At 55.1% G+C, this 23,891-nt stretch carries 22 protein-coding genes; 14 read left to right on the forward strand and 8 right to left on the reverse strand.

The window, feature by feature from the left end; translation table 11 throughout:
• Positions 1-14: 14 nt before the first annotated feature.
• Entirely contained in the window at positions 15-2,444 is a 2,430-nt protein-coding gene (hrpB, locus tag E0L21_RS06990) for an ATP-dependent helicase HrpB (RefSeq protein WP_131407993.1), read from the reverse strand.
• Between the two features lie 73 nt (positions 2,445-2,517).
• Between hrpB and thpR the strand changes: the two genes are divergently transcribed.
• The 9 genes from thpR (at position 2,518) to panD (ending at position 9,587) form a co-directional block, all read left to right on the forward strand.
• Complete coding sequence (gene thpR, locus E0L21_RS06995) at positions 2,518-3,048, forward strand: RNA 2',3'-cyclic phosphodiesterase (protein WP_131407995.1); 531 nt, start codon at positions 2,518-2,520, stop codon at positions 3,046-3,048.
• Positions 3,049-3,057: 9 nt separating this feature from the next.
• Positions 3,058-3,762, forward strand: coding sequence for a DNA/RNA nuclease SfsA (gene sfsA / locus E0L21_RS07000; RefSeq protein WP_131407997.1), 705 nt, complete (start codon positions 3,058-3,060; stop codon positions 3,760-3,762).
• Positions 3,763-3,935: 173 nt separating this feature from the next.
• The gene (gene dksA / locus E0L21_RS07010) at positions 3,936-4,391 is read left to right on the forward strand and encodes an RNA polymerase-binding protein DksA (protein ID WP_007373199.1); all 456 of its coding nucleotides are present in this window, start codon (positions 3,936-3,938) and stop codon (positions 4,389-4,391) included.
• Between the two features lie 87 nt (positions 4,392-4,478).
• On the forward strand, positions 4,479-5,375 hold the full coding sequence (gene gluQRS, locus E0L21_RS07015) for a tRNA glutamyl-Q(34) synthetase GluQRS (RefSeq protein ID WP_131407999.1): 897 nt from the start codon (positions 4,479-4,481) through the stop codon (positions 5,373-5,375).
• Between the two features lie 54 nt (positions 5,376-5,429).
• Positions 5,430-6,827 (forward strand): polynucleotide adenylyltransferase PcnB, encoded by a 1,398-nt coding sequence (pcnB, locus tag E0L21_RS07020; protein WP_208430921.1) that lies wholly within the window; start codon positions 5,430-5,432, stop codon positions 6,825-6,827.
• Entirely contained in the window at positions 6,824-7,303 is a 480-nt protein-coding gene (folK, locus tag E0L21_RS07025; RefSeq protein ID WP_131408003.1) for a 2-amino-4-hydroxy-6-hydroxymethyldihydropteridine diphosphokinase, read from the forward strand. Before pcnB ends, folK begins: the two co-directional genes overlap by 4 nt.
• 108 nt (positions 7,304-7,411) lie before the next feature.
• The gene (gene panB / locus E0L21_RS07030) at positions 7,412-8,203 is read left to right on the forward strand and encodes a 3-methyl-2-oxobutanoate hydroxymethyltransferase (RefSeq protein WP_131408005.1); all 792 of its coding nucleotides are present in this window, start codon (positions 7,412-7,414) and stop codon (positions 8,201-8,203) included.
• An 11-nt stretch (positions 8,204-8,214) separates the two neighbouring features.
• Complete coding sequence (gene panC, locus E0L21_RS07035; RefSeq protein WP_131408007.1) at positions 8,215-9,069, forward strand: pantoate--beta-alanine ligase; 855 nt, start codon at positions 8,215-8,217, stop codon at positions 9,067-9,069.
• Positions 9,070-9,206: 137 nt separating this feature from the next.
• Positions 9,207-9,587: an aspartate 1-decarboxylase gene (gene panD, locus E0L21_RS07040; protein ID WP_131408009.1), complete on the forward strand. Its 381-nt coding sequence runs from the start codon at positions 9,207-9,209 to the stop codon at positions 9,585-9,587.
• Positions 9,588-9,591: 4 nt separating this feature from the next.
• Here panD and E0L21_RS07045 read toward each other — a convergent pair whose 3' ends face one another.
• The 3 genes from E0L21_RS07045 to E0L21_RS07055 form a co-directional block, all read right to left on the reverse strand.
• A complete protein-coding gene (locus E0L21_RS07045) occupies positions 9,592-10,836 on the reverse strand; it encodes a polysaccharide deacetylase family protein (protein WP_131408011.1) in 1,245 nt (414 codons plus the stop codon).
• Positions 10,837-10,971: 135 nt separating this feature from the next.
• The gene (locus tag E0L21_RS07050) at positions 10,972-11,742 is read right to left on the reverse strand and encodes an ABC transporter permease (RefSeq protein WP_131408013.1); all 771 of its coding nucleotides are present in this window, start codon (positions 11,740-11,742) and stop codon (positions 10,972-10,974) included.
• The gene (locus E0L21_RS07055) at positions 11,739-12,665 is read right to left on the reverse strand and encodes an ABC transporter ATP-binding protein (protein ID WP_131408015.1); all 927 of its coding nucleotides are present in this window, start codon (positions 12,663-12,665) and stop codon (positions 11,739-11,741) included. The genes E0L21_RS07050 and E0L21_RS07055 overlap by 4 nt, the downstream gene beginning before the upstream one ends.
• A 107-nt stretch (positions 12,666-12,772) precedes the next feature.
• Here E0L21_RS07055 and can point away from each other — a divergent pair, with 107 nt between their 5' ends.
• On the forward strand, positions 12,773-13,435 hold the full coding sequence (gene can / locus E0L21_RS07060; protein ID WP_131408017.1) for a carbonate dehydratase: 663 nt from the start codon (positions 12,773-12,775) through the stop codon (positions 13,433-13,435).
• Positions 13,436-13,464: 29 nt separating this feature from the next.
• Here the strand turns inward: can and hpt are convergent, their stop codons facing one another.
• Positions 13,465-14,001, reverse strand: a complete 537-nt coding sequence (gene hpt / locus E0L21_RS07065; protein WP_017457963.1) for a hypoxanthine phosphoribosyltransferase — start codon at positions 13,999-14,001, stop codon at positions 13,465-13,467.
• A 202-nt stretch (positions 14,002-14,203) separates the two neighbouring features.
• Between hpt and E0L21_RS07070 the strand changes: the two genes are divergently transcribed.
• Positions 14,204-16,594, forward strand: a complete 2,391-nt coding sequence (locus E0L21_RS07070; RefSeq protein WP_131408019.1) for a glucose/quinate/shikimate family membrane-bound PQQ-dependent dehydrogenase — start codon at positions 14,204-14,206, stop codon at positions 16,592-16,594.
• 125 nt (positions 16,595-16,719) lie between these two features.
• Here E0L21_RS07070 and cueO read toward each other — a convergent pair whose 3' ends face one another.
• Positions 16,720-18,360, reverse strand: a complete 1,641-nt coding sequence (gene cueO, locus E0L21_RS07075) for a multicopper oxidase CueO (protein WP_131408021.1) — start codon at positions 18,358-18,360, stop codon at positions 16,720-16,722.
• Between the two features lie 144 nt (positions 18,361-18,504).
• On the opposite strand from cueO, the gene E0L21_RS07080 reads away from it, so the two are divergent.
• The 3 genes from E0L21_RS07080 (at position 18,505) to speD (ending at position 20,614) form a co-directional block, all read left to right on the forward strand.
• Positions 18,505-18,852, forward strand: a complete 348-nt coding sequence (locus tag E0L21_RS07080) for a YacC family pilotin-like protein (RefSeq protein ID WP_020456577.1) — start codon at positions 18,505-18,507, stop codon at positions 18,850-18,852.
• 86 nt (positions 18,853-18,938) lie between these two features.
• Positions 18,939-19,799 (forward strand): polyamine aminopropyltransferase, encoded by an 861-nt coding sequence (speE, locus tag E0L21_RS07085; RefSeq protein WP_131408023.1) that lies wholly within the window; start codon positions 18,939-18,941, stop codon positions 19,797-19,799.
• A gap of 20 nt (positions 19,800-19,819) precedes the next feature.
• Positions 19,820-20,614, forward strand: a complete 795-nt coding sequence (speD, locus tag E0L21_RS07090) for an adenosylmethionine decarboxylase (protein WP_131408025.1) — start codon at positions 19,820-19,822, stop codon at positions 20,612-20,614.
• A 29-nt stretch (positions 20,615-20,643) separates the two neighbouring features.
• Here the strand turns inward: speD and yacL are convergent, their stop codons facing one another.
• Together yacL and acnB are read right to left on the reverse strand one after the other, a co-directional pair.
• On the reverse strand, positions 20,644-21,006 hold the full coding sequence (yacL, locus tag E0L21_RS07095; protein WP_131408027.1) for a protein YacL: 363 nt from the start codon (positions 21,004-21,006) through the stop codon (positions 20,644-20,646).
• Between the two features lie 198 nt (positions 21,007-21,204).
• On the reverse strand, positions 21,205-23,802 hold the full coding sequence (gene acnB / locus E0L21_RS07100; RefSeq protein ID WP_131408029.1) for a bifunctional aconitate hydratase 2/2-methylisocitrate dehydratase: 2,598 nt from the start codon (positions 23,800-23,802) through the stop codon (positions 21,205-21,207).
• Positions 23,803-23,891: the final 89 nt, after the last annotated feature.

Raw genomic sequence — 23,891 nt, forward strand, 5'->3', positions numbered from 1 at the left:
GAAGCCCATCGCGGTTACGAATACTTTTTGGTGCGCCGCGTCGGTGCCGTATTGGCCGGATCGTCCGGCCAGACATGCTTCGGGTAGCGCCCTTTCATCTCTTTTTGCACTTCGCGATACGCGCCCGCCCAAAACGCGCTTAAATCACGGGTGATTTGCAGCGGACGTTGCGCAGGGGAAAGCAGTTCCAGTACCAGCGCCACGCGCCCTTGCGCAATGGTCGGCGTTGTCGCTTCGCCAAACATCTCTTGCATACGCACCGCCAGCGCTGGCGGGTTATCTTCGTGATAACGAATCGCTATCCGGCTTCCCGTCGGCACAGTGTAATGCGCAGGCAGCTCACTATCCAGACGTTGACGTAATGACCACGGCATCGCATTTTGTAACGCTTGCGTAACATCGAGCGCTTTCAGCTCGCGCAACGAGCGGATACCGCTCATTTGCGGCAATAACCACTGTTCAAGATTTTCCAGCAGCGAGGCCTCATCGACCGCTGGCCAGTCAACTTCCGGCAGCCACTTCGCCGCACAGTGTAAACGCAAGCGCAATTGCTCGGCATCGGGCGTCCAGTTCAGTACCCGCAAGCCCTTATCACGAATGCCGTTCAGCATCGCCTGATGCAACTCCTCTTCCGAGGGTTTCGCCAACGGCTGTACTTTTAACGTCAATTGACCTATCTGACTACGACGAAACGCTTTTAACGTGCCCTGCGCCTCGTCCCACTCAACCGTGTCCGACTGCTGCAATAAATGTGGGCAACGGGTGATAAGCGCGTCAATATCCAGCGGCAACGCCAGCAAAATCCGCGCATCAGGTGACTGGCTACCCTGCAACAGCAGTGGCGCTATCAACCACTCGTGACGGTTGAGCGCATCATCTGCATCCAGCGTTGCGCCCATGCCGTTCGCCAGTTGGTAGCGCCCTTCCTGGCCGCGCCGACGGGCGATACGATCGGCAAAGGCGCTTGCCAGCAGCGGTGCCAGCATGGTGTTGTCCAGCTCGCCATCACTGCTTTTCAAGCGACGAGCCAGCTGGCGCGCGCGCTGTTGCCAGTTCGGCTGGTTACGTGAAAACGCCGCGCTTAAGTCACTGCCGCCGCCGCGCGGCGGTTCTTCCAGAATCGCCGCCAGCTTCGCCGCCGTGGCAATTTCGTCACCGCCTTTTGCCGCCGCCAGCATTGCTGCCAGGCGCGGATCGTTACCGAGCGCCGCCATGCGTTGCCCAAACGGTGTCAGTCGCCCCTCGTCAAGCGCCTGCAGTTGGCTGAGCAGCTTGCGCGCCGCGGCGAGATTCACCGCCGGCGGTAGATCCAGCCAACTAAGCTGGGCAGGATCCTGGCATCCCCACTGTATTAATTCCATCAACAGCCCGGATAAATCGCTACTCAATATTTCAGGGCTGCTCTGTGCCGCCGCGCGTTCCGCCAGCTCTTTACTCAGTAAATGCACGCAAATGCCAGGCTCAAGACGACCGGCACGCCCGGCGCGCTGCGTCATCGAGGCCACACTGATACGCTGCGTCACCAGCCGGGTTAACCCGCTGCGAGTATCAAACCGCGCGACGCGCTCCTGGGCGCTATCGACCACCAGGCGAATGCCTTCAATGGTCAAACTGGTTTCGGCAATATTGGTGGCGAGCACCACTTTTCGCTGCCCTGTGGGCGCGGGCAAAATGGCTTTACGCTGCTCACTGAGCGGCAGTGCGCCGTATAACGGGCAGAGCAGAACATCGCTGCCAACGCGGGAAGCCAGTTGCTCCTGTACGCGCTGGATTTCACCGACTCCCGGCAAAAACAGCAGCAGCGAACCGGGTTCATTACGCAGTAATTCCGCTGTCGCCTGCGCCACCGCGTCGTCAAAGCGAAGATGGGTCGGCAATGGCTGATAGCGTTGCTCAACCGGATAGGCACGCCCAGCAGAAACAATGGCTGGCGCATCCGGCAGCAGCGCTTGTAAACGGGCATTATCGAGCGTTGCCGACATCACCAGCAGTTTGAGGTCATCGCGCAGCCCTTGCTGCACGTCCAACAGCAGCGCCAGGGCGAGGTCCGCTTGCAGGCTGCGCTCGTGAAACTCATCGAGGATCACCAGCCCTACGCCGCTGAGTTCTGGATCTTGCTGAACCAGCCGCGTCAAAATCCCTTCTGTCACCACTTCGAGCCGGGTATTCGGCCCCACGCAAGTTTCCGCACGCATCCGGTAACCTACGGTTTCGCCCGGTTTTTCATCAAGTAGCTCCGCCAGCCGCTGGGCCACGTTGCGAGCAGCCAGACGACGCGGCTCAAGCAACAAAATGCGGCCATGAATGTCGCCTTGTTGCAGCAGTTGCAGTGGCAACCAGGTCGATTTCCCTGCGCCAGTGGGTGCGCTTAATAGCACTTGTGGCGCAGCGCGCAAGGCAAAAAGGATATCGGGCAGAACGGCGGCGACTGGCAGTGAGGACACAAAAGCTCCGGAGGGTTAACATAAGCCGGCCAGCAGTATAACATCGCCGTAAACCTTTGACCTCGAGCCTGCCATGTCTGAACCAAAAAGGCTGTTTTTCGCCCTTGAACTCCCAGCGGATATTCAGACGCAGGTGGTGCAATGGCGCGCGCAGCATTTCCCACCAGATGCGGGACGACCGATTGCAGCGGCGAATCTGCATCTGACGCTGGCGTTTCTCGGTGAAATCAGCGCGGAAAAACAGCGCGCACTGGAAGAACTGGCTGGGCGGATACGCCAGCCAGACTTTACGCTCACGCTCGACGATGCCGGGCAATGGCTGCGCTCGCGTGTGGTCTGGCTTGGTTCACGCCAGCCACCGCGTGGGCTGCTGCAACTGGCGGATATGCTCCGCGCCCAGGCTTCCCGCAGCGGGTGTTACCAAAGCCCGCAGCCGTTTCACCCGCACATTACACTGCTGCGCGACGCCAGCCACGCTGTCACCATTCCGCCACCGGGTTTTCGCTGGTCGTTCCCGGTGACGACATTTGCATTGTATGAATCGCAATTTATCCAGGGTCGAACCCGCTACACGCAGTTGCATCGCTGGACGCTTAAAAAATAAGGATTTCCCATGGATTTTTCACCGCCGCTTAAATCCGCCACGCTGATTCAGCGTTATAAACGCTTCCTTGCGGATGTGGTCACGCCTGAAGGGGAAACCCTCACGCTGCATTGCCCTAATACTGGTGCGATGACCGGCTGCGCAACACCTGGCGACAAAGTTTGGTATTCCACGTCGAATAATCCTAAGCGCAAATATGCCCATACGTGGGAATTATCCCAAACCCAACAGGGGGCATTTATTTGCGTCAATACTCAGCGGGCAAATATGCTGACAAAAGAAGCAATACTCACTGACCAGTTGCCTGAACTCAGCGGATATAGCACGCTGAAAAGCGAAGTAAAATATGGTGCGGAAGGTAGCAGAATTGATTTTCTGTTACAGGCGGATGACCGGCGCAACTGCTATATTGAAGTGAAATCGGTCACGCTCGCCGAGCAGCAGTCAGGCTACTTCCCGGATGCCGTAACCTTGCGAGGACAGAAGCATTTACGGGAATTAATGAGCGTCGCGGCCAACGGCGATCGCGCGGTAATTCTGTTTGCTGTTCTGCACTCCGCCGTTGAACATTTTTCTCCGGCACGCCATATTGACGAGGAATACGCACGATTGTTGAATGAGGCACAACACCGGGGTGTAGAAGTTATCGCTTATAAAGCGGAACTTTCTGCCGATAATATCACTCTTAGGTTGCCACTACCTTTTACGGTATAAAGGCAAGCTTTTGACGAATAAGTGATTTGGTCGCGTGCGCAAATACGCTTTTCTTCACAGGGTTGTCAAGTGTTACGTTTAGATATTTGCCATCCGTAAAAGCATCTGCTATTTATAGCGGCCTGATTTTTCCCCCACACGGGGATCGATAGTGCGTGTTAAGGAGAAGCAACATGCAAGAAGGGCAAAACCGTAAAACATCGTCCCTGAGTATTCTCGCCATCGCTGGGGTGGAGCCGTATCAAGAGAAGCCGGGCGAAGAGTATATGAACGAAGCCCAGCTGGCGCATTTCAAGCGTATTCTTGAAGCATGGCGTAATCAACTTAGGGATGAAGTCGATCGCACCGTCACGCACATGCAGGACGAAGCAGCTAACTTCCCCGATCCGGTCGACCGTGCCGCTCAGGAAGAAGAGTTCAGCCTTGAACTGCGTAACCGTGATCGCGAGCGCAAGTTGATTAAAAAGATCGAGAAGACGCTGAAAAAAGTAGAAGACGAAGATTTTGGCTTCTGCGAATCCTGTGGCGTTGAAATTGGTATCCGTCGTCTGGAAGCACGTCCGACTGCCGACCTGTGCATCGACTGCAAAACCCTGGCGGAAATCCGCGAAAAGCAGATGGCAGGTTAATGACCTGATGTCTTCAATGGCGCACCGCTAAGGCGTGGTGCGCCCTATACGGCGGGATCGATTCCCGCCTATATTTTTGCCAGCGATATGCCTGAATCACACTATATTGGGCGCTTTGCGCCATCCCCGTCCGGTGAACTGCATTTCGGTTCGTTAATTGCTGCTCTCGGCAGCTACCTGCAAGCTCGCGCCAACCACGGCACCTGGCTTGTTCGCATTGAAGATATTGATCCCCCAAGAGAAGTTCCCGGCGCTGCAGAAACCATTCTTTGCCAGCTCGAACATTATGGTCTGCACTGGGACGGCGACGTGCTGTGGCAATCCCGGCGTCATGACGCCTACCGCGCGGCGCTCGCGACCCTGCAACGCGAAGGACTGAGCTATTTTTGCACCTGTTCGCGTGCACGCATCCAAAGCATTGGCGGTATTTATGATGGGCATTGCCGCACATTACAAAATGGCGCGCAAAACGCCGCCGTACGGCTGATACAGCAGCATCCGGTTCTGCACTTCGACGATAAACTGCGTGGGCGCATCGTTGCCGACGAAAAACTGGCGCGGGAAGATTTTATTATTCACCGCCGTGATGGGCTGTTTGCCTATAACCTCGCGGTGGTGGTCGATGACCACTTTCAGGGCGTCACGGAAATTGTGCGCGGTGCGGATCTGATAGAACCTACAGTGCGGCAAATCTCGCTCTATAAGCAGTTTGGCTGGCAGGCTCCAGGGTATATTCATTTACCGCTGGCGCTCAATGAGCAGGGGAGCAAGCTTTCCAAGCAAAACCACGCACCCGCGTTGCCTGAAGGGGATCCGCGTCCGGTAATAATCAGGGCTTTACAATTTTTGAACCAGGATGTAACAAATGAGTGGCAGGATCTGCGCATTGACGCGCTGCTGCAAAAAGCGGTGGAAAACTGGGCACTTTGCCGTGTACCTGACGCGGCGGATGCGAATACAGCATTCTCAAACGGCTCGCGCTGAGCTATGATTAGCCGCTATTTTTTGTCCTGACGTTTGACACTACCGAGGTGTACTATTTTTACCCGAGTCGCTAATTTTTGCCGCAAGGTGCTAAGCCGCGAAGAGAGCATGGTCGTTGAGGCTATGGCCCAACCGCAGATGACGGTTATTCCGCGTGAGCAGCACGCTATTTCCCGCAAAGATATCAGTGAAAATGCGCTCAAGGTGCTCTATCGTCTGAATAAAGCGGGCTACGACGCTTACCTGGTAGGCGGCGGCGTGCGCGATTTATTGCTGGGCAAAAAACCAAAAGATTTTGACGTAACCACCAGCGCAACGCCGGACCAGGTGCGTAAACTGTTCCGTAACTGCCGCCTGGTCGGCCGCCGTTTCCGCCTTGCGCATGTGATGTTCGGGCCGGAAATCATTGAAGTCGCCACGTTCCGTGGTCATCACGACGAACAACAAACCGATCGCACCATCTCCCAGCGCGGGCAGAATGGCATGCTGCTGCGCGACAACATTTTCGGTTCCATCGAAGAAGATGCTCAGCGCCGCGACTTCACCATCAACAGCCTTTATTACAGCGTTGCTGATTTCACCGTCCGTGATTACGTCGGCGGTATGCGTGATTTAGAAGAGGGTGTGATTCGCCTGATCGGTAACCCGGAAACCCGCTATCGCGAAGATCCGGTGCGCATGCTGCGCGCAGTGCGCTTTGCCGCCAAGCTCAATATGCGTATCAGCGAAGAGACCGCCGAGCCGATCCCGCGTCTCGCCACGCTGATTAACGATGTTCCCCCGGCGCGCCTGTTTGAGGAATCGCTGAAACTTCTGCAGGCCGGTTACGGTTACGAAACCTGCCGTTTACTGCGTGAGTATGGTCTGTTCCAGCCGCTGTTCCCCAGCATCACCCGCTACTTCACCGAAAAAGGCGACAGCCCGATGGAGCGGATTATTGAGCAGGTGCTGAAGAATACGGATAACCGTATTCACAACGACATGCGCGTGAATCCGGCGTTTTTGTTTGCTGCCATGTTCTGGTATCCGCTGCTGGAAAACGCCCAGCGCATTACCCAGGAAGGCGGGCTTGCCTATTACGACGCTTTCGCGCTGGCGATGAACGATGTGTTAGATGAAGCCTGCCGTTCGCTGGCGATCCCCAAACGCATCACCTCGCTGATTCGTGATATCTGGCAGTTGCAATTGCGGATGTCCCGTCGGCAGGGCAAGCGCTCATGGAAGCTGATGGAACACCCGAAATTCCGCGCGGCCTATGATCTACTGGCACTGCGTGCCGAAGCCGAAAATAACGGCGAGCTGCAACGTCTGACGAAATGGTGGGGTGAATTCCAGGTTTCTGCACCGCCGACTCAGAAAGATATGCTGGATGATTTAGGCGACGAACCGGCAGAACGCCGTCGCCATCGCCGCCCGCGTAAACGCGCACCGCGCCGCGAGGGCAGTGCGTGACCCTCGCGTATATCGCGATCGGCAGCAACCTGGCGTCACCACTCGACCAGGTTAACGCCGCGATTACCGCCATTGGAGAGATCCCACAAAGCCGCATCGTGGCGGTCTCTTCGCTATATCGCACTCCCCCGCTTGGCCCGCCGGATCAACCGGACTACCTCAACGCCGCCGTGGCGCTGGAAACCCCTCTTGCACCAGAAACGCTGCTGGATCACACGCAACGCATCGAACTCCAGCAAGGCCGCGTGCGTAAAGCAGAACGCTGGGGGCCGCGCACGCTCGATCTCGATATCATGCTGTTTGGCTCACTGACACTGAATACCGAACGCCTGACGGTGCCGCACTACGACATGAAAAATCGTGGCTTTATGCTGTGGCCGCTGTTTGAAATTGCGCCCGATCTGCACTTCCCGGACGGCACATCGTTGCAGGACACTCTTGCGAGCCTGAACGCACCGAAACCCGACGCCTGGTAATTTTCCGCTTTCCTCACACCCTGCGCTTACCGCCTGTCTAAAATCATTGCCCACCTGATTGTTGCTGCTAGAATGCGCCAGAATCGCTTTCGACTATCAGGAAACGCTATGAAACCCATCACTATCTCCTGGCTGCATAAATGCAAGCAGGAAAAGAGACGCTTCGCCACTATCACCGCATACGACTACAGCTTCGCAAAACTGTTTGCCGAAGAAGGGATTAACGTAATGCTGGTGGGTGATTCGTTAGGGATGACGGTACAAGGCCATGACTCCACCCTACCGGTAACGGTTGCCGATATCGCTTATCACACGCAGGCTGTCCGCCGTGGTGCACCGGCCTGCCTGTTGCTCGCCGATCTGCCGTTTATGGCCTACGCCACGCCGGAGCAGGCGTTTGAAAACGCCGCCGTGGTCATGCGCGCGGGCGCCAATATGGTGAAAATCGAAGGCGGCCGCTGGCTGGCTCCCACGGTAAAAATGCTGACTGAACGCGCCGTGCCGGTGTGCGGCCACCTGGGTCTGACGCCGCAGTCCGTTAATATTTTCGGTGGTTATAAAGTTCAGGGGCGCGGCGACGCAGCGCAAGGGCTGCTTGACGATGCGTTGGCGCTGGAAGCCGCAGGCGCGCAACTGCTGGTGCTGGAGTGTATCCCGGTCGAGCTGGCGCAACGTATCACGGCGGCGTTAACCATTCCGGTGATTGGGATTGGCGCAGGCAATGTCACCGACGGCCAGATTCTGGTGATGCATGACGCGTTCGGCATTACCGGCGGGCATATCCCGAAATTCGCGAAAAATTTCCTCAATGAAGCAGGCGACATGCGCGCAGCGGTCAGGCAGTATGTTGCCGAAGTCGAATCCGGAGCCTATCCGGGTGAAGAACACAGTTTCCATTAAGGAGCCTAGTTGTGTTGATTATTGAAACCCTCCCGCTGCTGCGCCAGCACATCCGCAGGCTGCGTCAGGAAGGTAAGCGTATTGCGCTGGTGCCAACGATGGGCAACCTGCACGATGGCCATATGAAGCTGGTCGACGAAGCCAAAACCCGCGCTGATGTGGTGGTAGTGAGTATTTTCGTTAACCCAATGCAGTTCGACCGCCCGGATGATTTAGTGCGCTACCCGCGTACCTTGCAGGAAGATTGCGAAAAGCTGAACAAGCGCAAAGTCGATATTGTTTTCGCCCCCGCACCCGCGGACATCTACCCGCAGGGCACCGATACCCAAACGTATGTCGATGTGCCGGGCCTCTCCACCATGCTGGAAGGCGCAAGCCGTCCTGGCCATTTTCGCGGCGTGTCGACTATCGTCAGCAAGCTATTCAACCTGGTGCAACCGGATATCGCCTGCTTTGGTGAGAAGGATTACCAGCAGTTGCAACTGATCCGCAAAATGGTGGCCGACATGGGTTATGACATCGAGATTGTCGGTGTGCCGACCGTGCGGGCGAAAGATGGCCTCGCGCTGAGCTCACGTAATGGCTATCTGACGGCCGATCAACGCAAAATTGCCCCGGCGCTCAGCAAAGTGATGAATTCGGTAGCCGATAAACTGCTGGCGGGCGAACGCAATGAAGAAGAGCTGATTGCCATTGCCGGGCAGGAGATCAACGACGCGGGCCTGCGCGCCGATGATATTCAGATCCGCGATGCGGACACGCTTCTGGCGCTGTCTGAAAGCAGCAAATGCGCGGTGATTTTGATGGCGGCATGGCTCGGCCAGGCGCGACTTATCGACAACAAAGTGGTTGAATTAGCCCGCTAGACAGGGCGAAAAAATCGGGCAATACTCCACTCCTGGCTTGCTCTTACGCCCGCCAGGACGTGGCGCGAGCACACGAGGGATTCGCAGGGAGCCGCCCTCCATTTTCAGGTTAATTATCAGTAATGAAGGTTTAACTTATGATTCGCACGATGCTGCAAGGCAAGCTCCACCGCGTCAAAGTGACGCAGGCCGACCTGCACTACGAAGGTTCCTGCGCGATTGACCAGGATTTCCTTGAGGCGGCCGGTATTCTGGAATACGAAGCCATCGATATTTATAACGTGACCAACGGCAAACGCTTTTCTACCTACGCGATTGCCGGCGAGCGCGGTTCACGCATTATCTCGGTTAACGGTGCGGCAGCACACTGCGCAAACGTCGGCGATATCCTGATTATCGCCAGCTACGTCACCGTGCCGGATGAGGTTGCCCGTAGCTGGCAGCCGAAAGTGGCCTATTTTGATGGCGACAACGAGATGAAACGCACCGCGAAAGCCGTGCCGGTTCAGGTTGCCTGATGCCCTACCCCTGCGGCTGATTACTGATCAGCCGCGACATTGTCTCCAGCGAATCCGTTCTCAGCACGTACAACCGCTTCAGTAAAAACGGATTATCTCCCGGTTTCACCTTGCCACGCACCGTGGTCACCGCCAGATGAAAACCTGCGTCATTCGCCGCTTGTATCGCTTTATCGTCATAGCCGCCAAATGGATAGGAGAGATAAAGCACATGCGGGTTGAACTGCGCCAGCGCGCGGCGTGAGCGTTTAAAATCGAACAGAATATTGTGATAGTTGCGGCTCAGCAAAATCGGATGCATCGACTCATCAACCCGGTGCAGGAAATGGGTATGTGACTGTACATCGAACACATCCTGAATATGATTCAGCTCCGACACGCTCATAAACTGCAAGAATTTCGGGTCCCACGGCTGCGGCTTGCGCTTAATGCGTGACGAAATAATAAACGCCGTCGCTTTAAAACCATACTCGTGCAGGATCGGATAAGCGTAACGGCTGACGGATTTCAGCCCATCATCAAAAGTGATCACTACCGAACGCGCAGGTAAATTCATGCGGTTACGCACATAGCCTTCCAACTGGTACATCGACAAGGTGATGTAACCCTGATCGCGCAGCCAGGTCATTTGGTTGGTAAAAGCGCGCACCGAGGTCGTGGTCGAGGTGTGGCGGAAGCGGGTGTTTTCCTCATCACGAAGGATATGGTGATAAGTCAGTACCGGAATGCCGCTGTCTTCTTGTGCATCCAGGCTACTGATCCACGCCAGCCGATTGCCGATGCGTATCTGAAACCAGGTCTGGTTCAGGCGGTCTTTCAGCTTATCGATTATCGGATAACGCAGGTTTTCCGCCAGCGTGCCAACCTGTTTACTGGTGATATCCGGCGACGTATAGAGCGGCGTATCCCGCCAGGTGATCAGGTTTTGGTTACTGAGCGGTTTATTCAGATCGCCAAGCGTATCTTCTACCCGCTCATTGCCAGGCACCGTGCCAAGATGCCCCCGGTCAATAAACCCGCTGCCGAAGCCAAAGCGAAACGCGTAATAATCTTCTGCCCCCGGCACCACCGCCAGGATCTGCCCGGCGCGAATATTGCCGACAGTAACGACTCTGTCTCCTACCTGCGCCCAGATATCGGCATCTTCAGTGGTTTGCATATAGCGCGCGGGAATGCGTTGTTCACTGACAATACTGGCAGACGCGCTCCAGGTAACCAGCAACAATAAAAGGGTAATCAAACGAGACATGAGGTGGACCGAATAGAAAAACTGCACCTATTGTAGCAACAGAACGGGAGAAACCAACGGTAATGAGCAGTCTAAAAAATAGCCTAATCTCTGGGATTGGCTCTCTTCCACAGAAGAGAGCCGTCGCGCTCAGGCTTAACTTCGCAGCCCACGTCCGCGATTAATCAGATACCAGCACAGCAGGTAAAAAGCGATGATAAACACCACCAACACACCAACGGTGGTAAACAGCGGCACATCGGAAATGCCGAGGAAACCAAAACGGAAGCCGCTTATCATATACACGATCGGGTTGAGGTGCGACAGCGCCTGCCAGAACGGCGGCAGCAGCGTCAGGGAGTAGAACACCCCGCCCAGGTAAGTCAACGGCGTCAGCACAAAGGTCGGAATGAGGCTAATGTCATCAAAGGTTTTGGCAAATACCGCATTCAAAAGCCCCGCCAGCGAAAACAGCACCGCTGTCAGCAGCAACGTCAGGCCAACAAACAACCATGAATGCACCTGAAACGGCACGAAAAACAGCGAAACCGCCGTCACCAGGATGCCCACACACAAGCCGCGCGCCACGCCGCCGCCAACATACCCGGCGATAATGACATGCGTTGGCACCGGTGCCACCAGCAGCTCCTCAATGTTGCGCTGGAACTTGGCGCTAAAGAATGACGACGCTACGTTGGCATACGCGTTGGTGATCACCGCCATCATGATTAAGCCCGGCACGATAAACTGCATGTAGGTAAAACCGTGCATTTCACCGATACGCGAACCGATCAGGTTGCCGAAAATAATAAAGTAGAGCGTCATGGTGATCACAGGCGGTACCAGTGTTTGCACCCAAATACGCATGAAACGCTGGATCTCTTTGTACCAGATACTCTTCAGCGCCACCCAGAACAGCTGCATCATGCGCTTTCTCCTTTTCTGTCATGAACCAGCGTGACGAATAGCTCTTCGAGACGGTTGGCTTTGTTACGCATACTCAATACCTGCACCCCCTGCGTGCTAAGCTGGCTGAACACGCTGTTCACGCCTTGCTCGCGCAGCACTTCCACCTCAAGCGTGGACGTATCCACCAGCCGGTATTGATACCCTTCCAGCTTCGGCAGCGGGCTTTTTGGCGCTAAATCGAGGATGAAAGTCTCGGATTTCAGCTTCGACAGCAGCGCTTTCATCGAGGTATTTTCAATCAGATCGCCACGCTGGATAATGCCGATGTTGCGACACAGCATCTCGGCTTCTTCCAGGTAGTGAGTCGTCAGAATGATGGTGGTGCCTTTGTCGTTGAGATCTTTTAAAAAGCCCCACATTGAACGACGCAGTTCGATATCAACACCCGCGGTTGGCTCGTCGAGAATCAACAGCTTAGGTTCGTGCATCAGCGCACGAGCAATCATCAGACGGCGCTTCATCCCGCCGGAAAGCATCCGCGCACGTTCGTTGCGTTTTTCCCACAGATCGAGCTGGTTCAGGTACTTTTCGCTGCGCACAAGCGCATCTTTACGATCAACGCCGTAGTAACCCGCCTGGTTAACGACAATCTGTTGCACGGTTTCAAACGGGTTAAAGTTGAACTCCTGTGGCACCAGCCCCAGTTGACGTTTCGCGTTCACCACGTCTTTTTCAAGATCGTAACCAAAAACGCTAACGCGCCCGGAAGATTTATTTACCAACGAACTGATAATGCCAATGGTGGTGGATTTGCCGGCACCATTGGGTCCGAGAAGCGCGTAGAAATCGCCCGCTTCTACTTGTAAATCAATGCCGCGCAGCGCCTGAACGCCGCCCGGATAGGTTTTTTTAAGCTGCTCAAGCTCCAGTGCAATGGTCATGAATTATCACTTACCTGTTTTCTTACACTCGATGTGTGGTTTAAAAAGACGGAGAGTTCACCTATATTAGCGCAACGCACTTATCTGGTTACAGGTCGTTAACCTCCATGAAAGACATAGATACACTCATCAGCAACAATGCACTATGGTCAAAAATGCTGGTGGAAGAAGATCCTGGATTTTTCGAAACACTGGCGCAAGCACAGAAGCCGCGCTTTCTCTGGATTGGATGCTCCGACTCACGCGTACCCGCAGAACGCCTTACCGGGCTCGAACCAGGTGAACTGTTTGTGCACCGTAATGTTGCCAACCTGGTTATCCATACCGATCTGAACTGCCTCTCCGTGGTGCAGTACGCGGTGGATGTACTGGAAGTTGAGCACATTATCATCTGCGGTCACTACGGTTGCGGCGGTGTGCAGGCGGCGGTTGAAAACCCGGAACTGGGCTTAATCGATAACTGGCTGCTGCACATTCGCGATATCTGGTTTAAACATAGCTCGCTGCTGGGCGAAATGCCGCCGGAGCGTCGTCTCGACACGCTGTGCGAGCTGAACGTGATGGAACAGGTCTACAACCTGGGCCACTCGACCATCATGCAATCCGCGTGGAAACGTGGTCAGAAAGTGACGATTCACGGCTGGGCTTACGGCATTCACGATGGTCTGTTGCGCAATCTGGACGTCACCGCCACTAACCGCGAAACGCTGGAACAGCGCTATCGCCAGGGCGTGTCAAATCTGAGCCAGAAGCACAGCAACCACAAATAACAATCGGGGCCATCATCGGCCCCGTTTTTTTACTCGTCCAACATCACCACTTTGCCGACGTACGGCAAATGGCGATAACGCTGCGCGTAATCAATTCCGTACCCCACCACAAACTCGTCCGGGATAGCAAAACCGACGAACTCCACCGGCACATCCACTTCACGACGCGACGGTTTATCCAGCAGGGTACAAATCGCCAGCGATTTTGGCTCGCGCAGACGCAGGATCTCGCGCACTTTCGACAGCGTATTACCCGAATCGATAATGTCTTCAACGATCAGCACGTCTTTTCCACGAATGTCTTCATCGAGATCTTTGAGGATTTTCACATCGCGGGTAGTGGACATGCCGCTGCCGTAACTGGAGGCGGTCATAAAGTCAACTTCATGCGACACCTGCACTTCACGGCACAGGTCAGCCATAAACATAAACGAACCGCGCAGTAACCCAACCAGCACCATTTCGCTGCCGCTATCTTTATAACGCTCAGTGATTTGACGACCCAGCTCAGCGATACGCGCTTTGATCTCCGCTTCCGGGATCATCACTTCAACAGTGTGTTTCATTTTACTAACCATATGATTTAAAGAGTAAATCACTCAATACCGGCACTTAAACCAGTGATTGAAATGCAAGGTGCGCAGTATACCAGCAAAAAGATTGTTGCGGGTTATTCCGCGACAAAGCTCATTTTGTGATGACGATCACACTTGTTAACTCCTATAATTACTTGCTATCAAAATATTAACAAATCAACGGATGTGTTTTATGGCGGAAACAAAAACTCAACAGTCGCGGCTGCTTGTCACGCTGACGACGCTCTTTGCAGCCTTCTGCGGGCTGTATCTTTTAATAGGTGGGGTTTGGCTCGTCAGCATTGGCGGCTCCTGGTACTACCCCATCGCTGGTCTGGTCATGCTCGGCGTGACATGGCTATTGTGGAAGGGCAAGCGCGCCGCGCTGTGGCTGTACGCCGCCCTACTGCTGGCGACAATGATTTGGGGCGTGTGGGAAGTCGGTTTCGACTTCTGGGCGCTGACACCGCGTAGCGACATTCTCGTCTTCTTCGGTATCTGGCTGATTCTTCCGTTTGTCTGGCGGCGGTTGATTGTGCCGTCCAGCGGTGCGGTCGCTGCGTTGGTGGTGGCGCTGTTAATTAGCGGCGGCATCCTCACCTGGGCGGGTTTCAACGATCCGCAAGAAGTTCACGGCACCCTGAGCGCCGATGCCACACCGGCAGCGCCAATTTCACAGGTAGCCGATGGTGACTGGCCAGCCTATGGCCGTAACCAGGAAGGCCAGCGTTACTCGCCGCTGAAACAGATCAATGCCGATAACGTGAAAAACCTGAAGGAAGCTTGGGTGTTCCGCACCGGCGACCTGAAAATGCCAAACGATCCCGGTGAAATCACCAACGAAGTGACGCCAATTAAAGTGGGCGACACGCTGTTCCTGTGTACCGCACACCAGCGTTTGTTTGCGATTGATGCCGCCAGCGGCAAAGAGAAGTGGCATTTCGATCCGCAGCTGAACACCAATCCTTCGTTCCAGCATGTGACCTGCCGCGGTGTTTCGTATCATGAAGCCCGTGCTGATAACGCCAGCCCGGATGTGGTCGCTGACTGCCCGCGCCGCATTATTCTGCCGGTGAACGATGGCCGTCTGTTTGCGCTGAATGCGGATAACGGCAAGCTGTGCGAAACCTTTGCCAACAAAGGGATCCTGAACCTGCAGACCAATATGCCGGACACCACGCCGGGTCTGTACGAGCCGACATCTCCGCCGATCATCACCGATAAAACCATCGTGATTGCCGGTTCGGTAACGGATAACTTCTCAACCCGTGAAACCTCTGGCGTTATCCGTGGTTTCGATGTGAACACCGGGAAATTGCTGTGGGCCTTCGATCCGGGCGCGAAAGATCCCAACGCGATCCCGTCGGATGAACACACTTTCACCTTTAACTCACCGAACTCGTGGGCACCTGCGGCTTATGACGCGAAACTGGATTTAGTCTATCTGCCGATGGGCGTGACCACCCCGGATATCTGGGGCGGCAACCGTACGCCGGAGCAGGAGCGCTATGCCAGCTCGATCGTCGCGCTGAATGCCACCACCGGTAAACTTGCCTGGAGCTACCAGACCGTACACCACGATCTGTGGGATATGGATATGCCGTCCCAGCCGACGCTGGCGGACATTACCGTGAATGGCAAAACCGTACCGGTGATCTACGCGCCGGCGAAAACCGGTAACATTTTCGTCCTCGATCGTACCAACGGTAAGCTGGTGGTTCCGGCACCGGAAAAACCGGTTCCGCAAGGCGCGGCAAAAGGCGATTACGTAGCCAAAACCCAACCCTTCTCCGACCTGAGTTTCCGTCCGACGAAAAACTTAAGCGGCGCGGATATGTGGGGCGCCACCATGTTCGACCAACTGGTGTGCCGCGTGATGTTCCACCAGATGCGCTATGAAGGTATCTTCACGCCGCCATCTGAGCAGGGCACGCTGGTATTCCCGGGTAACCTGGGGATGTTCGAATGGGGCGGTATCTCCGTTGATCCAAACCGTCAGGTGGCGATTGCCAACCCGATGGCGCTGCCATTTGTGTCAAAACTGATCCCACGTGGTCCAGGCAACCCAATGGAGCCGCCGAAAGATGCGAAAGGCACCGGTTCGGAATCCGGTATTCAACCGCAGTATGGCGTACCGTTTGGCGTGACGCTGAACCCGTTCCTCTCACCGTTCGGTCTGCCTTGTAAACAACCGGCCTGGGGTTACATTTCCGCACTGGATCTGAAAACCAACCAGGTGGTATGGAAAAAACGTATTGGTACACCGCAAGACAGCATGCCGTTCCCGATGCCGGTTCCGGTGCCGTTCAATATGGGGATGCCGATGCTCGGCGGCCCAATTTCCACCGCCGGTAATGTGCTGTTTATCGCCGCGACCGCAGATAACTACCTGCGCGCTTATAACATGAGCAACGGTGAGAAACTGTGGCAAGGCCGTTTGCCGGCCGGTGGCCAGGCAACACCGATGACTTATGAGGTCAATGGTAAGCAGTACGTGGTCATTTCCGCAGGCGGTCACGGTTCGTTCGGTACGAAGATGGGCGACTACATTGTCGCTTACGCGCTGCCGGATGACGCCAAGTAATCCCTCCTCTCCCTGAGCGGGAGAGGTAAAAGTGACTGGTTATAAAAAATCCCCTCTGCCATCTGGCATGAGGGGATTTTCTTTTCTGCGACCGTTAGCCGCCGGATGAAGCAGAACGTTAAGCGTTAAACCGTAAACCCTAACATCATCCCGGTATCTTCATGTTCCAGCAGGTGGCAGTGCGCCATATAAGCAAATTCTTTCGGTGCGTCATGCTGGAAACGCACTAACACTTCACTGCGCGCGCCATACACTTCAACCGTATCTTTCCAGCCTGCGCGATGCGCCGCTGGCGGTTTACCATTTTCCGACAGAATGCGGAACTGCGTGCCGTGAATATGGAACGGGTGCAACATCATGTCGCCCTCGCCGGAAATCACCCAGCGCTCATACTGCCCTTTTTGCGCAGCAAATTGCGGGGTCGCCATATCAAAGGCTTTGCCGTTGATGCGGTTGGCGTTATGGAAATCAAAGCCGTTGCCGCCGTGGTTCATCTGGCCGCTATCCATTTTCATGTTGCCCATCTGGCTATGATCCATCTGACCATGACCCATCTGCATGTTGCCCATCTGGCTATGGTTCATCTGGCCATGACCCATTTGCATATTACCCATCTGCCCGTGGCCCATCATCCCGGCCATCGCGCTATCGCCATACTTCTGCTGTAGCGCCTGCATGCCCATCATGTCGAGCATCGGATCCATCGACAGCAGCAACGTGCGCTGCGTTAATCCTTCAAGCGCGGGTAAACCCGGCAGTGTCGCCAGCGTATCCGGTAACGTACCGGAAGCGGTCACTTGTAATGGTTGGATGCGCAGCACCGGATGCGGCTGGTCAAACGGCGCAACGGTCATCCCCATCTGCTGAACCGGTAAGGTAATCAGATCGAACGGTTTACCATTGCTGATATCGACCAGCACTTCAAAGCGCTCGCCCATCAGCACCGGTAATTCACTCACTTTCACCGGTTCACCAAGCAAACCGCCATCGCTCGCTACTACATACAGCGGGCGTTGATCGCTGGTGGCAAACTTCAGTGAACGCGCATTGCAACCGTTCAACAAACGCAAGCGCAGCCAGCCGCGCGGAGCGGAATGTTGTGGATAAATGGCACCGTTAGTCAGCAGCGTATCGCCAAACCAGCCAACAGCCGCGCTCATCACATCCAGTTGGTAGTCAATCTGCCCATTGGCGGTGAATTTTTTGTCCTGCACGATAACTGGAACGTCATCAATGCCCCACTGTTGCGGCAGGTGCAACTTACGGCTGTTTTCATCCTCAATCAGCACCAGCCCCGCTAACCCCATCGCAACTTGTCGACCGGTTTTGCCATGTTGATGCGGGTGGAACCAGCACGTCGCCGCCTGCTGTGTCGGGGTAAACGTCACCGTTCGGCTACCGCCGGGTTTAATGATGCCTTGCGGCCCGCCATCGACCTCGCCCGGCACCTCAACGCCGTGCCAGTGCACGGTGGTCTCTTCAGCAAGCGTATTGCGGATATCAACGGTAACCTCACGCCCCTGGCGGAGCTGAAGCGCCGGGCCTAACAGCGCACCGCTGTAACCCCAGGTAGCGGCGCGTTTATTGCCAAACAGGGTTTCGCCCGCCTGCACCGTTAACACGATGCGGTTTTGCGCGTCGGCGGTGAGTAATGGCGGGATGGGCAATGCGGGGCGCTCAGCGGCGAACAGCGAACGGCTCCACAGCGGCAGCGCGCTCATCACCCCCAGCGCAGCGGAATATTTCAAGAAATCTCGGCGTTGCATGGGCATTTCCTTATCGATTGCAGGTCATCTTTTGAGCTTAAACCCTCCCCCTGCCGGAAGGTCAAGAAAAGAGGCAATAATAAATATCGTCGCCATATCCGGACTGTGCTAACGTTTAATTTCCGTTACGCCGTGGTAGAAATAATGAAGACGTTTTTCAGAACAATTGTCCTGGGCAGCTTGCTGGCTGTCTCCGCCAACAGTTACGCACTGAGTGAATCCGAAGCTGAAGACATGGCCGATCTCACGGCAGTGTTCGTATTTTTGAAAAACGACTGCGGTTATAACAACTTACCTAATGGGCAGATCCGCCGCGCACTGGTTTTTTTCGCCCAGCAAAATCAGTGGGATCTCAGCAACTATGACACATGGGACATGAAATCGCTTGGTGAAGAGAGTTACCGCGATCTCAGCGGTATTGGCATTCCGACCGCCAAAAAGTGTAAAGCCCTCGCTCGTGATTCCCTGAGCCTTCTCGCCTACGTCAAATAACGGTGAACTTTTGACCGTGCATCGCTAATCAGAGTTAGCTATGATGTTGCGCCCGTTTTTCGCGGGTGTTAACAAAGGAGCTACCGATGGCCGATAACAACGTATGGCAAGAGACGCTGCACGACCATTTTGGTCAATACTTTGCCGTTGATAAGGTGCTGTATCGCGAAAAGACCGATCATCAGGATCTGATTATTTTCGAGAACGCCGCTTTTGGCCGCGTCATGGCGCTGGATGGCGTGGTGCAAACCACCGAACGCGACGAGTTTATCTATCACGAAATGATGACCCATGTTCCGCTGCTGGCGCACGGCCACGCGAAACATGTGCTGATCATCGGCGGCGGCGATGGCGCCATGCTGCGCGAAGTCACCCGCCATAAAAATATTGAAACCATCACCATGGTAGAAATCGACGCTGGCGTCGTCTCTTTCTGCCGCCAGTATCTGCCAAAGCACAATGCGGGCGCCTATGACGATCCGCGTTTTACGCTGGTGATCGACGACGGCGTGAACTTTGTTACTCACACTGACCAAACGTTTGACGTGATTATCTCGGACTGTACCGATCCTATTGGGCCAGGTGAGAGCCTGTTCACCTCGGCGTTTTATGAAGGTTGCAAACGCTGCCTGAACCCTGGCGGGATCTTTGTCGCGCAAAATGGCGTCAGCTTCTTACAGCAAGAGGAAGTGGTCGGCAGCCACCGCAAGCTCGGTCACTATTTCAGCGACGTCGGTTTCTATCAGGCGGCGGTGCCAACCTATTACGGCGGCATTATGACATTCGCCTGGGCAACGGATAACGAGGCGCTGCGCCATCTCTCGACCGAGATTATTGCCGCCCGTTTCCACAGTGCCAATCTCACCTGCCGCTACTACAACCCGGCGATTCACACGGCGGCTTTTGCCCTGCCGCAATATTTACACGATGCACTGGCTGCACAGTAACACTAAGGGGGTGATAAAAATTGAAAAAGCTTAAACTACATGGCTTTAACAACCTGACCAAAAGCCTGAGTTTTTGTATCTACGACATTTGCTATGCCAAAACCGCAGAAGAGCGTGATGGCTATATTGCCTATATCGATGAACTCTACAATGCCAACCGTTTGACGGAGATCCTCACGGAAACCTGTAACATTATTGGCGCGAATATTTTGAACATTGCCCGCCAGGATTACGAGCCGCAAGGCGCGAGCGTAACCATTCTGGTGAGCGAAGAGCCTGTCGATCCGCAGCTTATCGACAAAACCGAGCATCCCGGCCCGCTGCCGGAAGCGGTGGTGGCGCACCTCGATAAAAGCCATATCTGCGTACATACCTACCCGGAAAGCCACCCGGAAGGCGGTTTGTGTACTTTCCGTGCGGATATTGAAGTCTCAACCTGCGGCGTGATTTCACCGCTGAAAGCGCTGAACTACCTGATCCATCAGCTTGAATCCGACATTGTTACCGTCGATTACCGCGTGCGCGGCTTTACCCGCGACGTCAACGGCCTGAAACACTTTATCGATCATGAGATTAATTCGATTCAGAACTTTATGTCGGATGATATGAAATCGCTGTATGACATGGTGGACGTCAACGTGTATCAGGAAAATATCTTCCATACCAAGATGTTGCTTAAAGAGTTCGACCTTAAGCACTACATGTTTCATACCAAACCGGAAGATTTAACGCCGCAAGAACGTAAAGAGATCACCGAAGCGCTGTGGAAAGAGATGCGCGAGATCTACTACGGCCGCAACATTCCGGCCGTGTAACGCACCAGGAGCGCAAGGACGCGCCCTGATTAACGCTGCTGGAGGAATTGCCGGTAGGCCGCTACCACCTGAAGAAAATCCTCAACGCCGCACAGCGACAGGCTCTCTTCATCGTAGTAACTCATTCCCTCTTCCATTTCATCGCCGGAAAATTCCAGCTGGTTCGCGCGAATCATGACCTCTTCGCCATCCAGCCACAGCGTGTACTCATGACCCGCACGTTGCCAGGAACGTTCGCTGCCTTTCACCGTTTTCGCCGCCTGCTCCACTTCATCCAGCAGCGCCAGGTTCTCTTTCACTTCTTCATTGAACCAGTGCCCCACCACTTCGTGGCCCATCGACATGCGCACCTTTACCACGCCGGTGTTATCACGCAAAAATTCGTAATCCATAATCGCTTCCTCATGCAGGCCAAATAGCCGCCTATGCAGTAATTATCGCAGCACAATACAAGAAAAAAAGCGCAGCAGCCGGAAGCGAGGAAAAATATCCGCTCAGGCGTAGAGAAAGTAAGCGCGGGATGCGTTTTAGCGACGGGAATACGAACAGGCGGGCAAAAAAAAAGCCACCCCGCAGGGTGGCTTTCACTGTCAGACGGCAGTCTGGAAAATCACGCCGTCCGCTTTTTCGGTGTACTGATTCAACTGGTCAAAATTAAGGTAACGGTAAGTATCGACAGCGGTTTTATCCACCTGCGCCATAAAGTGGAGATACTCATCCGGCGTTGGCAGTTTACCGATCAGCGCCGAAACCGCCGCCAGCTCCGCAGAAGCCAGGTAGACGTTCGCACCCGTACCTAAACGGTTCGGGAAGTTACGGGTAGAGGTGGAAACCACCGTCGCGCCGTCTGCGACACGCGCCTGGTTACCCATGCACAACGAGCAACCCGGGATCTCAATACGCGCACCGCTCTTACCAAATACGCTGTAGTAGCCCTCTTCCGTTAACTGCGCCGCGTCCATACGGGTCGGCGGCGCAACCCACAGGCGGGTCGGCAGCTGACCTTTGTGGGTATCCAGCAGCTTACCTGCGGCACGGAAGTGACCGATGTTGGTCATGCAAGAACCGATGAACACTTCATCGATGCTCGCACCCTGCACATCAGAAAGCAGACGCGCGTCGTCCGGATCGTTCGGCGCACAGAGGATCGGCTCTTTGATTTCCGCCAGATCGATATCGATCACCGCTGCGTATTCCGCATCGGCATCCGCTTCCAGCAGTTGCGGATCGGCCAGCCATTTCTCCATGCCCTGGATACGGCGCTCCAGCGTACGGCGGTCGCCGTAACCTTCGGCAATCATCCATTTCAGCAGCACGATGTTGGAGTTCAGATACTCGATAATCGGCTCTTTGTTCAGCTTAATGGTACAACCAGCAGCGGAACGCTCAGCAGAAGCATCGGTCAGCTCAAACGCCTGCTCGACTTTCAGATCCGGCAGACCTTCGATCTCGAGAATGCGGCCAGAGAAGATGTTTTTCTTGCCTTTCTTCTCAACGGTCAGCAGACCCTGTTTGATCGCATACAGCGGAATCGCATGTACCAGATCGCGCAGCGTAATACCCGGCTGCATTTTGCCTTTAAAGCGCACCAGCACCGATTCCGGCATATCCAGCGGCATCACACCGGTCGCGGCGGCAAACGCCACCAGACCAGAACCCGCCGGGAAGGAGATACCGATCGGGAAACGGGTATGCGAATCACCACCGGTACCAACGGTATCCGGCAGCAGCATACGGTTCAGCCAGGAGTGGATAACGCCATCGCCCGGACGCAGGGAAACACCGCCACGGTTCATAATGAAGTCCGGCAGCGTGTGGTGCGTGGTGACGTCAACCGGCTTCGGATACGCCGCCGTGTGGCAGAAGGACTGCATCACCAGATCCGAGGAGAAGCCCAGGCACGCCAGGTCTTTCAGCTCATCACGCGTCATCGGCCCGGTGGTATCCTGAGAACCCACAGAGGTCATCTTCGGTTCGCAGTAAGCGCCAGGGCGGACACCGTCCACGCCGCAGGCACGGCCAACCATTTTTTGCGCCAGCGAATAACCACGGCTGCTTTCAGCCACATCTTTCGCCTGACGGAAAACGTCGCTGTGCGGCAAGCCCAGCGCTTCACGCGCTTTGGTGGTCAAGCCACGGCCGATAATCAGCGGAATACGGCCACCGGCGCGCACTTCGTCAATCAGCACATCGGTTTTCAGTTCGAAGCTCGCCAGCAACTCACCGGTTTCGTGGTTACGCACTTCGCCTTTGAACGGGTAAACGTCAATGACGTCGCCCATGTTCAGGCTATTAACATCCACTTCGATCGGCAGCGCGCCTGCATCTTCCATGGTGTTAAAGAAAATTGGCGCGATTTTGCCGCCAAGCACCAGGCCGCCGCCGCGTTTGTTCGGCACAAAAGGAATGTCGTCGCCCATAAACCACAACACCGAGTTGGTGGCGGATTTACGTGATGAACCGGTACCCACCACATCACCCACATAGGCCAGCGGGAAACCTTTTTTCGCCAGGGCTTCGATCTGTTTGATCGGGCCAACGGCACCTGGCTGATCCGGCTCAATGCCTTCACGGGCGTTTTTCAGCATTGCCAGCGCGTGCAGCGGGATATCCGGGCGCGACCAGGCATCGGGTGCCGGAGAAAGGTCATCGGTGTTAGTTTCACCCGTCACTTTGAAAACGGTAACGGTGATTTTCTCTGCCAGCGCCGGGCGGCTCAGGAACCATTCGGCATCGGCCCATGCCTGCATTACCTGTTTAGCGTACGCGTTGCCTGCTTTCGCTTTCTCTTCCACGTCGTAGAAGTTATCAAACATCAGCAGCGTGTGAGACAGCGCTTTCGCGGCGATCGGCGCGAGCTTTTCACTTTCCAGCGCATCAATCAGCGGGTGAATGTTGTAGCCGCCCTGCATGGTGCCCAGCAGTTCGATCGCTTTTTCAGGGGTAACCAGCGGGGAGGTGGCATCGCCTTTGGCGATAGCGGCAAGGAAACCAGCTTTTACATAGGCAGCTTCATCAACGCCCGGTGGGACACGGTTAGCCAGCAGGTCAATCAGAAATTCTTCTTCGCCAGCAGGCGGGTTCTTCAGCAGCTCGACAAGCCCTGCCATTTGGGTTGCATCTAATGGTTTTGGCGCAATCCCCTCAGCGGCACGTTCAGCTACGTGCTTACGGTATTCTTCTAGCACGACGGTTCTCCTCGCTCTCATTGTCATAATGCGGCAGGCGTTTCTCTTCACGCTCCTGTGAGACAGCAGTTTGTAGGGTAAATCCGCGA

It is taken from the genome of Kosakonia quasisacchari (assembly GCF_004331415.1).
In the GTDB taxonomy this organism is placed as follows: Bacteria; Pseudomonadota; Gammaproteobacteria; order Enterobacterales; family Enterobacteriaceae; genus Kosakonia; species Kosakonia quasisacchari.